Raw genomic sequence first — 14,214 nt, forward strand, 5'->3', positions numbered from 1 at the left:
AAAACTCAACTTTCTATCTGAAAACAAGAGAGAGTTGAGTTTTTTTTAAGGCAATTTTGGTATAATAATTATAACAAGGAGGAGTTTCTGATGATAAAAATCTTATTAGTAGAAGATGACCTAGGTCTGTCAAACTCAGTATTTGACTTTTTAGATGATTTTGCAGATGTCATGCAGGTCTTTGATGGAGAAGAAGGTCTCTACGAAGCTGAAAGTGGCGTCTATGACTTGATTTTGCTTGACCTGATGTTGCCTGAAAAAAATGGATTCCAAGTCTTGAAAGAGTTGCGCGAAAAAGGAATTACGACACCAGTCCTGATCATGACTGCTAAGGAAAGTTTGGATGACAAGGGACATGGTTTTGAGTTGGGAGCGGATGACTACCTCACCAAACCTTTCTACCTAGAAGAACTCAAAATGCGGATTCAAGCTCTTCTCAAACGTTCAGGTAAGTTTAACGAAAACACCTTGACCTATGGAGATATTGTCGTCAACCTTTCAACGAATGAAGTTAAGGTGGAAGACACTCCTGTGGAACTGCTCGGAAAAGAGTTTGAGTTATTGGTTTACTTCCTTCAAAATCAAAATGTCATTCTTCCCAAGACACAAATTTTTGATCGTCTATGGGGATTTGATAGCGATACGACTATTTCCGTTGTAGAAGTCTATGTCTCAAAAGTTCGTAAGAAATTGAAGGGAACAGCCTTTGCTGAAAATCTTCAAACCTTGCGTAGTGTCGGGTATATTTTAAAAGATGTTCAATAAACTAAAAAAAACATGGTATGCGGATGATTTTAGCTATTTCATTCGAAACTTTGGAGTGTTCACCCTGATCTTCTCTGCTATGACCTTGATTATCCTTCAGGTCATGCACTCGAGTCTCTACACTTCTGTAGATGAAAAACTACAAGCCCTTAGTAGTAGTCCCCAAGCGGTTATCCAGTTAGCCCTTAATCGGGCAACCGAAGAGGTCAAGGATATTCAACCAGCAACAGCGGATGCAAGCAAGGCTGAAATCAAGCCCAATGTCAGCTCCAATACGGAAGTCTTGCTCTTTGACAAGGATTTTAACCAGCTCTTATTGGGCAATCGCTTTTTAGGCTTGGACAAGATCAAGCTGGACAAGAAAGAGTTGAATCATATTCGGCAAATCCAAGTTGTCAATAGCTACGGTCAGGAAGAAACCTACCGGATGATCTTGATGGAAACAAATTCGTCCACTGTTTCAAGCAACGTCAAATATGCGGCGGTTTTAATCAATACCAGTCAGCTTGAGCAAATCAGCCAAAACCATGAGCATTTAATCGTAGTGGTCATGGCCAGTTTCTGGCTTCTGTCTTTAATTGCTAGTGTTTACCTTGCCCGTGTCAGTGTCAAACCCTTGCTGGAAAGTATGCAAAAGCAGAAGTCCTTTGTTGAAAATGCGAGCCACGAACTGAGAACGCCTTTGGCTGTTTTACAAAATCGTTTAGAAAATCTCTTTCGAAAACCAGAAGCGACGATCATGGAATCCAGCGAAAGTATTGCTTCTAGCCTCGAAGAAGTTCGCAACATGCGCTTCCTTACAACCAACCTTCTCAATTTAGCACGTCGAGATGATGGACTTAAGCCAGAAATAGCAGAAGTTTCTCCACAATTCTTTAAAACCACCTTTACAAACTATGAGTTAATTGCTTCTGAAAATGATCGAGTTTTTGACTATGAAAATCGGATTTATCGTCCCTTCATGACCGATCAGTTGCTCTTAAAACAACTCATGACCATCTTGTTTGATAATGCCATCAAGTATACCGAAGAAGATGGAAAAATTGAGTTTGTGGTTTATGCTACAGATCGCCACCTCTATCTAACAGTAGCGGATAATGGGATTGGAATCTCAGCTGCTGACAAGAAGAAAATCTTTGACCGTTTTTACCGTGTAGACAAGGCGAGAACCCGTCAGAAAGGTGGCTTTGGCCTTGGATTATCTTTGGCCAAGCAGATTGTTGATGCTTTACGAGGAACGATTAGCGTCAAAGATAACAAGCCTAGAGGAACGATTTTTGAAGTTAAAATCGCTATCCAATCTCCTCCAAAACGAAAGAATAAATAAAAAAGACAGTTTTGAGAAACTGTCTTTTTAGATAACAAGAAAAGAGGTTGGTAGTAGTACCAACCTTTATTTTGAAAGTTTTCGTTTAATCATCTTTCGTTGAAGTTGTAAGAGGACGAAACTTGTTCCCATTGCAGCGATAAAAGATAAAGCTGTATTTAATTTTAAGGCTAAAAAGATAAAGCTAAAAAGTGCCATAAAAATACAGAAACAAGCGATATTTACAAAAAATAAAATCTCTTTTAGGTTAGGGCCGACTGGGGCTTCAGGTGTGTAATCTTGGTAAAGCGGAGTTTGTTTCGATTCGGGAATTTGTTCAAACTCATAAGCTTCTAATTTTCTTGCGGGCATGATTCTCTCCTTAACAGTACCTAACTATTTTATCATTTTTTATGCAGAGAATTGTTACAGAATGGTTACAAAACTACTAAAGTCTCTTATCATCTTCTAAGTCACTCTTCTTGACACCTACTAGGGAAAGTGATAGCATGGATGTTACACTTAAAACAGATGACCTAACCTTCTCTATTATAAATATACTGAGAAAGGAAAGGATAACTTATATAAATTGATAGCAAGCTGAGGCTTTTTCCTAAGATGATTTGTTGAGTTGCTACCTGGATACTTTTGAAGAGTTTTGGTAGAAGTTGTTTTGAATGGATGGAAGGACAGCGATTCTGTCTATTGGTCTGGGTGGCTTTTAAACTACCTCTGGGGAAAAGTTAAAGGAGATAAGCATGTATCTTGCTATCAAAGAAATAGTACGAAATAAACTTCGATATAGTTTGATTCTAACTACCATTTTTCTTATCGCTTTCATGGTCTTTTTTATGACCAGTTTAGCTCTTGGGCTTGTGCGGAACAACCGGGCCGCTATTGATAATTGGCAAGCAATGGGTGTCGTTTTATCCGACTACGCAAATGATAATTTGACAGCATCCTTTATTCCTGAAAAGGACTACAAGGATAAGAGTTCTGAAGAGGCTGCTCCATTGGGCTATATGTTCGCTGTGACCAATCTAGTCGATGGTAGTGAAAAGGTCAATGTTTCCATTTTTGCTCAAGACTGGGACGCTTTTATCTCTCCTAGTTTGACGGAGGGTCGTTATCCTGAAGGAGATGATGAGGTTGTCGTGGATCAGTCTTTTGAAAACTATGGGATTAAGCTAGGCGATGCCATTCAGCTCAATGGAAGCGAGGCAAGTTACAAGATTGTAGGCCTGACTCAAGGAAATAAATTTTTCACTGAGCCTGTTGTCTTTACGAGTCTGACAACTTACTGGACCTTACAAGGAACCTTGAAAGCCAATCGTTCTATCTCTGCCTTGGTATTGAAAAATGATATAGAAGTGGTCGGGGATGGACTGAAACAGATTTCTATTCCAAGAATGATATCGAAAATTCCTGGTTACACACCTCAGGTTAATGTATTTTCAGGGATGATTCTCGCTATGATTGTTATCACAGGCTTGATTGTGGGTATTTTTGTTTATATCATTACTATCCAAAAACTAGGTCTTTATGGAATAATGCGGGCTCAGGGAATACAGACCAAAACCATTGTATGGTCCCTTTTCTGTCAAATCTTCCTCCTAGCTGGTATGGGGATTGCTTTAGCCTTGCTGGCTATTGGTGGAGTGATTTTAGTCTTACCAGCTACCTTCTTTTTCTACCCAAGTTGGATAGCCTACACTATCCTAAGTTTGGTAATTTGCTTGATGGCCCTTCTAGGTGGTGTCATTTCACTTCCACGCTTGCTAAAGGTGGACCCGATTACTGCGATTGCAGAGTGATAAGGAGAATAGTATGACAGCATTGATTGAAATGAATCAAGTGACAAAAACTTACGGGGAAGGAAAGATGAAAGTCGTAGCCCTGCATGAGACGAATTTTCAGCTAAATGCTGGAGAGTTCGTGGCTATCGTTGGACCTTCGGGATCTGGAAAGACGACCTTTCTAACAACTCTAGGACAACTTCAGGAAGCATCGAGTGGAAAGATTCTAGTAAAGGGGAAGGAAACAGGCAGTTTGACGGAGAAGGAAAAAACAGACCTCCGTTTTAGAGAGTTTGGCTTCATTCTCCAGGCTTCAAACTTAATTCCTTTTCTAACGGTCAAGGAACAGCTGGATTTGATTGACAGACTGGATAAGGGAAAAAATAGTAAAAGTGACCGAAAAGAGCTCTTTGAGTTGTTGGATTTGGAAAAGGTCCAAGATCATTATCCCAAGGCCCTATCAGGTGGCGAACGTCAACGTGCGGCGATAGCTAGAGCGCTCTATAACAATCCAAGCATTGTGCTTGCAGATGAGCCGACAGCCAGTCTAGACACTGAGCGTGCTTACCAAGTAACGGAGATGTTGGCTGCCATTGCTCATGAACAAGGTAGAGGAGTTGTCATGATTACACATGATACACGCCTTCTTGATAAGGTTGACCGTATTTATGTCATGAATGATGGCCACCTAGTTGAAGAAACACGTGCATAAAATAGAGTGAATGGTACAAGTTACTGTTCACTTTTTGATTGGGAAAGATAGAAATAAGTTTAACTTTTTGTGAAACTCTCAGTACCCATAGCTGATTTTTGAGAAATGTGGTATAATTTTTCTTATGGAAAAGATTATCATTACAGCAACTGCTGAAAGTATTGAACAAGTTGAACAGTTACTAGAAGCTGGCGTAGACCGTATCTACGTCGGTGAGAAAGATTTTGGTCTTCGTTTGCCAACGACCTTTAGCCAGGATGAGTTGCGAGAAATCGCCAAGCTCGTTCATGAAGCAGGCAAGGAATTGATTGTTGCAGTCAACGCCCTCATGCACCAAGATATGATGGACCGTATCAAGCCTTTCCTAGACTTCTTGGAAGAAATCAAGACAGATTATATTACAGTAGGAGATGCGGGTGTCTTTTACGTGATCAACCGTGATGGCTATTCCTTTAAGACCATCTACGATGCTTCAACCATGGTAACTAGCAGTCGTCAGATTAACTTCTGGGGTCAAAAGGCAGGAGCATCTGAGGCGGTTTTAGCGCGTGAAATTCCATCTGCTGAACTCTTCAAGATGCCAGAAATTTTGGAAATTCCTGCTGAAGTGTTGGTTTACGGAGCTAGTGTCATTCACCATTCTAAGCGACCACTTTTGCAAAACTACTATAACTTTACGCACATCGATGATGAAAAAACGCGTAAACGTGACCTCTTCTTGGCTGAACCAAGTGATCCAGAGAGCCATTACTCTATCTTTGAAGATAATCATGGTACCCATATCTTTGCAAATAACGACCTTGATTTGATGACCAAATTGACAGAATTGGTGGAGCATGGTTTTACCCATTGGAAGCTAGAAGGACTCTACACACCAGGTCAAAACTTTGTTGAGATTGCTAAACTCTTTATCCAAGCGCGTAGCTTGATCCAAGAGGGCAAATTCAGTCATGACCAAGCCTTCTTGTTAGATGAGGAAGTGCGCAAGTTACACCCTAAAAACCGTTTCCTCGATACGGGATTCTATGATTACGATCCTGATATGGTTAAATAGGACACCAAAACCCGAAATAAAAATGTTCGGGTTTTTCAAGTGTATTCATGAAATAAAAACGGATACATGTTATAATAAAAGTAGCTCTTTAATGGAGGTGTTTAAGTGGAGAATCTGAAAAAGATGGCAGGTATCAAGGCTGCTGAGTTTGTCAAGGATGGTATGGTAGTCGGTCTGGGAACTGGTTCTACGGCCTACTATTTCGTAGAGGAAGTAGGTCGTCGCATTAAGGAAGAGGGTTTGCAGATTACTGCTGTGACGACTTCCAGTGTGACCAGTAAACAGGCTGAAGGTCTTAACATCCCGCTCAAGTCGATTGATCAAGTGGATTTTGTCGATGTGACGGTTGACGGGGCGGATGAAGTAGATAGCCAGTTCAACGGAATCAAAGGTGGTGGTGGTGCACTTCTCATGGAGAAGGTTGTCTCAACACCCTCAAAAGAATATATTTGGGTGGTGGATGAAAGCAAACTGGTAGAGAAACTAGGTGCTTTTAAATTGCCTGTGGAAGTCGTTCAGTATGGTGCAGAACAGGTCTTTCGTCGGTTTGAGCGAGCTGGCTACAAACCAAGTTTCCGTAAAAAAGACGGTCAACGTTTTGTGACCGATATGCAGAACTTTATCATTGACCTAGCCTTGGATGTCATTGAAGATCCGATTGCCTTCGGGCAAGAGTTGGACCATGTCGTTGGTGTCGTAGAGCACGGTTTATTCAACCAAATGGTGGATAAGGTCATCGTTGCTGGACGAAATGGCGTTCAGATTTTAACTTCAACAAAAGGGAAATAAAAGGAGACAGACTATGTCAAAATTTAATCGTATTCACTTGGTGGTACTGGATTCCGTGGGAATCGGTGCTGCGCCAGATGCCAATAACTTTGTCAATGCGGGGGTTCCAGACGGAGCTTCTGACACACTGGGACACATTTCAAAAACAGTTGGTTTGAATGTGCCAAACATGGCTAAAATCGGTCTAGGAAATATTCCTCGTGAAACTCCCTTGAAGACTGTACCAGCTGAAAGCAACCCAACAGGATATGTGACAAAATTGGAAGAAGTATCTCTTGGTAAGGATACTATGACTGGACACTGGGAAATCATGGGACTCAACATTACGGAGCCTTTCGATACTTTCTGGAACGGATTCCCAGAAGAAATCTTGACAAAAATCGAAGAATTCTCAGGACGTAAGGTCATTCGTGAAGCCAACAAACCTTACTCAGGAACAGCTGTTATCGATGACTTTGGACCACGTCAGATGGAAACTGGGGAGTTGATTATCTATACTTCAGCTGACCCTGTTTTGCAGATTGCTGCCCACGAAGACATCATTCCTTTGGATGAACTCTACCGTATCTGTGAATACGCTCGTTCAATTACACTTGAACGTCCTGCCCTTCTAGGCCGTATCATTGCCCGTCCTTATGTGGGTGAGCCAGGTAACTTCACTCGTACGGCAAATCGTCGTGACTTGGCCGTTTCTCCATTTGCCCCAACTGTTTTGGATAAATTGAATGAGGCTGGTATCGATACTTACGCTGTTGGTAAAATAAACGATATCTTTAACGGAGCTGGTATCAATCATGACATGGGGCACAACAAGTCAAACAGCCACGGAATTGATACATTATTGAAGACCATGGGACTTGCTGAGTTTGAAAAAGGATTCTCCTTCACAAACTTGGTTGACTTTGATGCCCTTTACGGCCACCGCCGCAATGCTCATGGTTACCGTGATTGCTTGCATGAGTTTGATGAACGCTTGCCTGAAATTATCGCAGCCATGAGAGAGAACGACCTTCTCTTGATTACTGCGGACCATGGAAATGACCCAACCTATGCTGGAACTGACCACACTCGTGAATACATTCCACTTTTGGCTTACAGTCCTTCCTTTAATGGAAATGGTGTCATTCCTGTCGGACATTTTGCAGATATCTCAGCGACAGTTGCGGATAACTTTGGTGTTGAAACTGCCATGATTGGGGAAAGTTTCTTAGATAAATTGGTATAAGATGACGCGCTATGCTTTACTGGTAAGGGGCATTAATGTCGGTGGGAAAAATAAAGTTGTCATGGTGGATCTTCGTCAAGAATTGACAGAGTTGTGTTTGGAGAAGGTTGAAACCTACATCAACAGTGGCAATATTTTCTTTACTTCGACAGACCCCAAAGAACGATTGGTTGAAAAGTTAGAGGCATTCTTTGAAATCCATTATCCATTTATTCAGAGCTTTTCCTTGCTAAGTCAGGAAGACTATGAAGCAGAGCTGAAGAATCTGCCAGATTGGTGGACCAAAGATTTGGCACGAAAAGACGTTCTCTTTTACACGGAGGGTTTGGATGTAGCTCAAGTCATTGAGAAAGTTGAAAGTTTGGAACTGAAAGATGAAGTGGTTCATTTTGGAAGACTTGGGATTTTCTGGGGGAAAATCTCAGAGGAATCCTACTATGCAACTGCCTATCATAAGTACTTGCTCAAGATGCCTTTTTATCGCAACATAACCGTTCGCAACGCTAAAACTTTTGACAAAATCGGTCAAATGCTAAAAAATAATAAAGGAGACACACAATGACATTTTTAGATAAAATCAATGAAACTGCTGCCTTCCTGAAAGACAAGGGTATTCAAGCACCTGAGTTCGGTCTAATCCTTGGATCGGGTCTTGGAGAATTGGCGGAAGAAATCGAGAATCCAGTTGTAGTAGACTATGCAGACATTCCAAACTGGGGTCGTTCGACAGTAGTCGGTCACGCTGGTAAATTGGTATATGGTGACCTTGCAGGTCGCAAGGTCTTGGCTCTTCAAGGTCGTTTTCATTTCTACGAAGGCAATCCTCTGGAAGTCGTGACTTTCCCAGTACGTGTGATGAAAGTTCTCGGATGTGAAGGTGTCATTGTAACCAATGCAGCTGGCGGTATTGGTTATGGTCCTGGTACCTTGATGGCTATCTCAGACCATATCAATATGACGGGGCAGAACCCATTGATGGGTGAAAATTTGGATGATTTTGGTCCACGTTTCCCAGATATGTCTAAAGCCTACACTCCAGAGTATCGTGCTACTGCCCATGAAGTGGCTAAGAAACTTGGTATCAAGCTTGATGAAGGTGTCTATATTGCTGTAACAGGTCCGACATATGAAACACCTGCAGAGATTCGTGCCTATAAGACACTTGGAGCAGATGCAGTTGGTATGTCCACTGTTCCTGAAGTTATTGTGGCAGCCCACTCAGGCTTGAAAGTTCTCGGTATTTCATGTATCACTAACCATGCTGCTGGTTTCCAAGAAGAACTCAACCACGAAGAAGTTGTAGAAGTGACTGAGCGTGTCAAAGGTGACTTCAAAGGTTTGCTTAAAGCGATTCTTGCTGAATTGTAATCATGTTAATAGAATTGAGGAGTATTTTTCGAAAAATCCCTTATAATTTTAGATTATTCGTAGCAGTGATTCTGCAAGGAATAGTTTCGGGTTTATCTGGTATATTTCTCCATTATCTTTTAGAGATGGTGGAGGGGCTAGCTTTTGGTCAGTCAGAGCACCATAGTGGATTTTTGACAGATGGAGTTTCCTCCTCACGGATAGGACTAAGTTTAATAATCGTGGGTCTTAGCTCGTCCTTAGTCTGGTACTTCTTGCAAAAAGGGTCGAAGATTTATTCCATCAAAGCTCAGATGAAGGATGAGACTTCACAATACAAGCTTCATTTTTTAAGACAGCTATTTCATTCAATTTGGCAGATTATTGCAGTTGGAGGGGGAGCGCCTATTGGCAAAGAAGCTGCGCCACGAGAGATTGGAACTCTATTTGCAGGGCCAATTGGAAAAATATGTATACTGTCTATGAAGGATCGCATCTTTCTCCTTGCTTGTGGTGCTGGTGCTGGTTTAGCGGCTGTCTATCAGGTTCCATTAACAAGTGTTTTCTTCGTTTTTGAGACTCTAGGAATTACTTTATCTATCAAGCGATTTGTCTTAGTCGGTTTGACTACCTATGTGTCAACCTATATAGCAGGCTGGGTTATTTCAGATCATGCTCTCTACCAGATTCCAGCTATTGCATGGTCATTAAAGGAAGTGTGGTTTGCCCCTTTATTACTTCTCTTCTTAACCCCCCTAGCTTGGCTTTTTGGTCGTTTAAGTAAAGAAGTGTCTTCAAACAGGATAAAAGATAAACGAATACTTCTCACATTGCCTTCAGCTTTTCTTTTTCTTGTTGGTCTGGCAATTTACTTTCCGCATCTACTTGGCAATGGACGCATGATGGCTCAGGAAATTTTAAATGGTAGCGATGGTAAAACAGTGCTTCTCATGTTTTTCCTAAAAGCAGTGGTCGTTCTTATTATCCTTTGGGCAGGGGCCTATGGTGGTACTCTTACGCCATCTTTTGCCTTGGGGATGGCTGGAGCTGCTCTCTTAGGCATGATTCTAGGTTTGGACAGCCAGCCAAGCATTTTGCTTTTGGGATCGGTTTGCTTTTTATCTGTGACCTTGAGGGCACCCATTTCTGCAACCGGATTAGTTATAGGTTTCACTGGGCTAGGTATAGATTCTCTTCCGTATCTCTTAGTAACTGCTTTCCTGGCTTATGGTTTTGCAAAAGTGTTAGATCGCTTTCCTTGGGCTAGCATACTGTGTAAGATGTCAAAGAACAAAGTAATTAGGTAGGAAATGCCCGTTTCTTCTAATCAAGGATTTATCTTAAAAGATTAAAAACTATTGTCAGTTTATCAATAACTGTTTTAAATAAAAATGTAGTAGGCTTATCGGAGTCATGATTGAATACGATTTTTCCTAGCTATGAAATATAAAAATAAAAAAAAGAAAGGTAGAGCGAGATGTTCAGATTTGAACACGAGCGGAAAACTTTTCTAAAAAAATTGAAAGGTAGGTAGTTTGGGTTTGAATTGAACCCGTGCTGTTCTCCTATTTGTCATCAAAATTAAGAAAGAAAGGAATTGAACCCACCCTAAAAGCAGTGGGAAAAAGATAGTTGGTCTAGCGAGCATCGCTCACTGCACCCAACTCCTATTTTCCCTTTGCTTTTTGACGGGTTTGGTATCTTATATTATGTCTATCCATATTGCTGCTAAGCAGGGTGAAATTGCTGATAAAATTCTTCTTCCGGGGGATCCTCTTCGTGCGAAATTTATTGCGGAGAATTTCCTTGAAGATGCTGTTTGTTTTAACGAAGTGCGTAACATGTTTGGCTACACTGGCACTTACAAGGGTCACCGTGTATCTGTCATGGGAACTGGGATGGGAATGCCATCCATCTCTATTTATGCGCGCGAGTTGATTGTCGACTACGGAGTAAAGAAATTGATCCGTGTGGGAACGGCTGGATCTTTGAATGAGGATGTTCACGTCCGTGAATTGGTCTTGGCTCAAGCAGCTGCAACCAACTCAAACATCATCCGCAACGACTGGCCACAGTACGATTTCCCACAAATCGCTAGCTTTGGTTTGCTGGACAAGGCCTACCATATTGCCAAAGAACACGGTATGACCACCCACGTTGGGAACGTTTTATCATCAGATGTCTTTTACTCAAACTACTTTGAAAAGAACATCGAGCTTGGTAAATGGGGAGTTAAGGCTGTGGAAATGGAAGCAGCAGCCCTTTACTATCTTGCTGCCCAACATCACGTTGATGCACTTGCTATCATGACCATTTCTGATAGCTTGGTCAATCCAGATGAAGATACCACTGCAGAAGAACGCCAAAATACCTTCACCGATATGATGAAGGTTGGTTTGGAAACCTTGATTGCAGACTAAACATCGTATTACTTTGAGATAAGGTTATTTCTAAGATTGATTCAAATGCTTTAATCTCAAATACATAAGTAATGATAAAGGAAGAGTTGAAAATCAGATTGTTTGGAGCGATTGGTTTTCAACTTTTTTAGAACCCAGCTTAAGGAGAAATGTGATGGATAAAATTGAACAATTACAAGACTTGATAGATCAAAGCCAAAGGATTGTTTTCTTTGGAGGGGCAGGAGTGTCAACCGAGTCTAATATCCCAGATTTTCGTAGTTCAGATGGTGTTTATAGTCAACAGTTAGACCGTCATTTTACGGCAGAGCAACTCGTTTCTCGGACTATGTTTGAGCGCTATCCAGAAGATTTTTTTGACTTTTATAAGAAATACCTGATTTATCCAGAAGCCAAGCCTAATGCTGCTCATACTTATCTAGCTGCTTTGGAAAAGACAGGCAAGCTAAAGGCTGTTGTGACACAAAATATTGATAGTCTTCATGAAATAGCAGGCTCCCAAAAGGTCTTTAAATTGCATGGGAGCGCGGACCGAAATTACTGCTTAGGTTGTCAACGTTTCTATAACTTAACTGGTTTTCTGGCCCTCAAGGGACCTGTTCCCCACTGCCTAGACTGTGGCAAGGTGGTCAAGCCTGACGTGACCTTGTATGAAGAATCACTTGACATGGGTGTCTTTAGCCAAGCTGCACAAGCTATTCGGCAAGCTGACTTGCTGATTATTGGTGGGACTTCCTTAGTTGTTTATCCTGCAGCTAGCCTAGTAAACTATTTTTCTGGGACAAATCTGGTCGTTATCAATAAAACCAGTACTCCACAAGACAGCCAAGCTACATTGGTCATTGAAGGCAAGATAGGAAAAGTATTTTCGAAATTGAGACAATAAAAGAATTTTAGAAGATAGCAACAAAACCTTGTTACTTGAAAGAGAAAACTATCTCATTTATTGACCACAATTTCGCTCTTTAAGAGTTACTAAAAAATGGCTGAGAAAATCAAAACACCTTCACCGATATGATGAAGGTTGGTTTGGAAACCTTGATTGCAGAGTAAAATGTAAACGAAAATCCTGATTTCAAGTGGAATCAGGATTTTTTCATAGATGCGATTTTTTCGGGGTCTGGTGTGACACGGAGGGTCTTTTGTCCTGTGTAGGTTACAAAACCGGGTTTGCCACCAGTTGGTTTGTTGAGTTTTTTAACTTCAATCATATCCACCTGAACTAGATTTGACAAGCGCCCTTTGGAGAAATATGCAGCAAGTTCTGCAGCGTCCGTCTTAACTTCATCAGATGGGTCAAGATTTCCTGAGATAACGACATGGCTTCCAGGGATGTCCTTGGCATGGAACCAAAGTTCTTCCTTGCGAGCCATTTTAAAGGTTAGTTCCTCGTTTTGCAGGTTATTGCGTCCGACATAGATGATGGTCTTGCCATCGCTCGCCAGATATTGTTCTGGTTTTTTGCGTTTCTGGATTTTTTCACGTTGGCGTCTTCTAATGAAACCTGTTTGGATCAATTCTTCACGGATTTCAGCGATTTCCTCCAGTCCAGCTTGGTTGAGAACCGTTTCAACGCTTTCCAGATAAAGAATGGTGGCCTTGGTTTCTTCAATCAGTTCAGTCAGATATTTGACAGCTTCTTTGAGCTTCTGGTAACGTTTAAAATAGCGTTGGGCATTCTGGCTGGGAGTTAGTGCCTTATCAAGAGCAATTGTGATAGGCTGATTGGTGTAGTAGTTGTCCAAGGTAACCTGATCTTGGTCATTAGGTACTTGATGAAGGAAGGTTGTCAACAATTCCCCTTTTTGACGAAATTCCTCAGCATTGTCTGTCGCCAGTAACTCTTTTTCTTGTTTTTTCAGCTTATGTCGATTTTTCTGAAGTTCATTTTCAACACGACGAATCAGTTCACTGGCTTGCTGTTTGACGCGATCGCGCTCGGCCTTGTCTTTGTAGTAGGTATCCAGAAGATCAGAAAGACTGGCAAAAGGCTCTCCTACACGATTCGCAAAAGGAACTGGGCTGAAAGAAGTCTCTGTCAAAAATGGTTTGCTTGCTTGACTGAAAAAGTTACGGAAAGTTGATAGTTTATCATGAACCAATAGCCTTTCCAATTCGTTTGCCGTATCGCGTCCTAGACCTTGAAAGAGGTTTTGAAGATTTTTTGCTGTTAGCTCTTGGGTTTGAAGGATTTCAAAGAGCTTTTCATCCTTGACAGTAAAAGGATTGAGAGACTCGGTACTTGGTGGAGCGATATAGGTCGATCCAGGAAGTAAGGTGCGGTAGCTATTTTGTGAAAAGCCGACGTGTTTGATGACTTCGAGGATTTTATGGCTACTTTTATCCACGAGGAGAATATTGCTGTGTTTGCCCATGATCTCGATAATCAAGGTAGCCTGGATATGGTCTCCAATTTCGTTTTTATTGGAAACCGTGATCTCCACAATTCGGTCATTTTCCACTTGCTCGATGGACTCAATTACGGCACCTTGCAAATACTTTCTCAAAACCATGATAAAAGTAGAAGGTTGGGCTGGGTTTTCAAAGGTCGTTTGGGTCAGCTGAATGCGCCCAAAAACTGGATGAGCAGAGAGGAGCAGGCGATGGCTTTGGCGATTGCTACGGATTTGCAAGACCAACTCTTGTTCAAAAGGTTGATTGATTTTCTGGATGCGACCATTGACCAACTCTCTTCGTAATTCCTCAACCATGTGGTGTAAAAAAAATCCGTCAAATGACATCGTTCTCTCCTTGTGATTGTATTCCATAGTATTATATCAAAAAGGTAGAATAAAATCAT

Annotated in this window: 14 protein-coding genes; 12 read left to right on the forward strand and 2 right to left on the reverse strand. The window is 41.4% G+C overall.

Features of this window, described 5'->3' with window-relative positions; genetic code table 11:
* Positions 1-90: 90 nt before the first annotated feature.
* A complete protein-coding gene (ciaR, locus tag BLS46_RS01310; RefSeq protein ID WP_000590630.1) occupies positions 91-765 on the forward strand; it encodes a two-component system response regulator CiaR in 675 nt (224 codons plus the stop codon).
* The gene (locus BLS46_RS01315) at positions 755-2,092 is read left to right on the forward strand and encodes a sensor histidine kinase (protein ID WP_093584981.1); all 1,338 of its coding nucleotides are present in this window, start codon (positions 755-757) and stop codon (positions 2,090-2,092) included. Before ciaR ends, BLS46_RS01315 begins: the two co-directional genes overlap by 11 nt.
* A 66-nt stretch (positions 2,093-2,158) precedes the next feature.
* Here the strand turns inward: BLS46_RS01315 and BLS46_RS01320 are convergent, their stop codons facing one another.
* Positions 2,159-2,443: a DUF3270 domain-containing protein gene (locus tag BLS46_RS01320; RefSeq protein ID WP_093584984.1), complete on the reverse strand. Its 285-nt coding sequence runs from the start codon at positions 2,441-2,443 to the stop codon at positions 2,159-2,161.
* Positions 2,444-2,829: 386 nt separating this feature from the next.
* Here BLS46_RS01320 and BLS46_RS01325 point away from each other — a divergent pair, with 386 nt between their 5' ends.
* From BLS46_RS01325 to BLS46_RS01370, 10 genes are all read left to right on the forward strand, one after another.
* Positions 2,830-3,885: an ABC transporter permease gene (locus BLS46_RS01325; RefSeq protein WP_093584987.1), complete on the forward strand. Its 1,056-nt coding sequence runs from the start codon at positions 2,830-2,832 to the stop codon at positions 3,883-3,885.
* Between the two features lie 13 nt (positions 3,886-3,898).
* Complete coding sequence (locus tag BLS46_RS01330) at positions 3,899-4,579, forward strand: ABC transporter ATP-binding protein (protein ID WP_093584990.1); 681 nt, start codon at positions 3,899-3,901, stop codon at positions 4,577-4,579.
* A 124-nt stretch (positions 4,580-4,703) separates the two neighbouring features.
* On the forward strand, positions 4,704-5,633 hold the full coding sequence (locus BLS46_RS01335) for a peptidase U32 family protein (protein ID WP_093584993.1): 930 nt from the start codon (positions 4,704-4,706) through the stop codon (positions 5,631-5,633).
* Positions 5,634-5,738: 105 nt separating this feature from the next.
* Positions 5,739-6,422 (forward strand): ribose-5-phosphate isomerase RpiA, encoded by a 684-nt coding sequence (gene rpiA / locus BLS46_RS01340; RefSeq protein ID WP_093584997.1) that lies wholly within the window; start codon positions 5,739-5,741, stop codon positions 6,420-6,422.
* Between the two features lie 13 nt (positions 6,423-6,435).
* On the forward strand, positions 6,436-7,647 hold the full coding sequence (locus BLS46_RS01345; protein ID WP_093585000.1) for a phosphopentomutase: 1,212 nt from the start codon (positions 6,436-6,438) through the stop codon (positions 7,645-7,647).
* Between the two features lies 1 nt (position 7,648).
* Positions 7,649-8,209 (forward strand): DUF1697 domain-containing protein, encoded by a 561-nt coding sequence (locus BLS46_RS01350; protein WP_093585003.1) that lies wholly within the window; start codon positions 7,649-7,651, stop codon positions 8,207-8,209.
* On the forward strand, positions 8,206-9,015 hold the full coding sequence (locus BLS46_RS01355) for a purine-nucleoside phosphorylase (RefSeq protein ID WP_093585006.1): 810 nt from the start codon (positions 8,206-8,208) through the stop codon (positions 9,013-9,015). Before BLS46_RS01350 ends, BLS46_RS01355 begins: the two co-directional genes overlap by 4 nt.
* A gap of 2 nt (positions 9,016-9,017) precedes the next feature.
* Complete coding sequence (locus tag BLS46_RS01360) at positions 9,018-10,301, forward strand: chloride channel protein (protein ID WP_038805089.1); 1,284 nt, start codon at positions 9,018-9,020, stop codon at positions 10,299-10,301.
* 402 nt (positions 10,302-10,703) lie between these two features.
* Positions 10,704-11,414, forward strand: a complete 711-nt coding sequence (gene deoD / locus BLS46_RS01365; protein WP_093585009.1) for a purine-nucleoside phosphorylase — start codon at positions 10,704-10,706, stop codon at positions 11,412-11,414.
* Positions 11,415-11,568: 154 nt separating this feature from the next.
* Positions 11,569-12,300: an NAD-dependent protein deacylase gene (locus BLS46_RS01370; RefSeq protein ID WP_093585012.1), complete on the forward strand. Its 732-nt coding sequence runs from the start codon at positions 11,569-11,571 to the stop codon at positions 12,298-12,300.
* Between the two features lie 199 nt (positions 12,301-12,499).
* Here BLS46_RS01370 and pavA read toward each other — a convergent pair whose 3' ends face one another.
* On the reverse strand, positions 12,500-14,155 hold the full coding sequence (gene pavA, locus BLS46_RS01375; RefSeq protein WP_093585015.1) for an Rqc2 family fibronectin-binding protein PavA: 1,656 nt from the start codon (positions 14,153-14,155) through the stop codon (positions 12,500-12,502).
* Between the last annotated feature and the right edge of the window lie 59 nt (positions 14,156-14,214).

Source organism: Streptococcus sp. NLAE-zl-C503 (genome assembly GCF_900104285.1).
In the GTDB taxonomy this organism is placed as follows: domain Bacteria; phylum Bacillota; class Bacilli; order Lactobacillales; family Streptococcaceae; genus Streptococcus.

Bases quoted from the DNA above. Each gene is read 5' to 3' on its own strand.
- BLS46_RS01325 (WP_093584987.1), top strand. From the start codon at position 2,830: ATGTATCTTGCTATCAAAGAAATAGTACGAAATAAACTTCGATATAGT.
- BLS46_RS01320 (WP_093584984.1), bottom strand. From the start codon at position 2,443: ATGCCCGCAAGAAAATTAGAAGCTTATGAGTTTGAACAAATTCCCGAA.
- BLS46_RS01370 (WP_093585012.1), top strand. From the start codon at position 11,569: ATGGATAAAATTGAACAATTACAAGACTTGATAGATCAAAGCCAAAGG.
- BLS46_RS01315 (WP_093584981.1), top strand. From the start codon at position 755: ATGTTCAATAAACTAAAAAAAACATGGTATGCGGATGATTTTAGCTAT.
- pavA (WP_093585015.1), bottom strand. From the start codon at position 14,155: ATGTCATTTGACGGATTTTTTTTACACCACATGGTTGAGGAATTACGA.
- BLS46_RS01335 (WP_093584993.1), top strand. From the start codon at position 4,704: ATGGAAAAGATTATCATTACAGCAACTGCTGAAAGTATTGAACAAGTT.
- BLS46_RS01330 (WP_093584990.1), top strand. From the start codon at position 3,899: ATGACAGCATTGATTGAAATGAATCAAGTGACAAAAACTTACGGGGAA.
- BLS46_RS01350 (WP_093585003.1), top strand. From the start codon at position 7,649: ATGACGCGCTATGCTTTACTGGTAAGGGGCATTAATGTCGGTGGGAAA.
- ciaR (WP_000590630.1), top strand. From the start codon at position 91: ATGATAAAAATCTTATTAGTAGAAGATGACCTAGGTCTGTCAAACTCA.
- deoD (WP_093585009.1), top strand. From the start codon at position 10,704: ATGTCTATCCATATTGCTGCTAAGCAGGGTGAAATTGCTGATAAAATT.
- BLS46_RS01345 (WP_093585000.1), top strand. From the start codon at position 6,436: ATGTCAAAATTTAATCGTATTCACTTGGTGGTACTGGATTCCGTGGGA.
- BLS46_RS01355 (WP_093585006.1), top strand. From the start codon at position 8,206: ATGACATTTTTAGATAAAATCAATGAAACTGCTGCCTTCCTGAAAGAC.
- BLS46_RS01360 (WP_038805089.1), top strand. From the start codon at position 9,018: ATGTTAATAGAATTGAGGAGTATTTTTCGAAAAATCCCTTATAATTTT.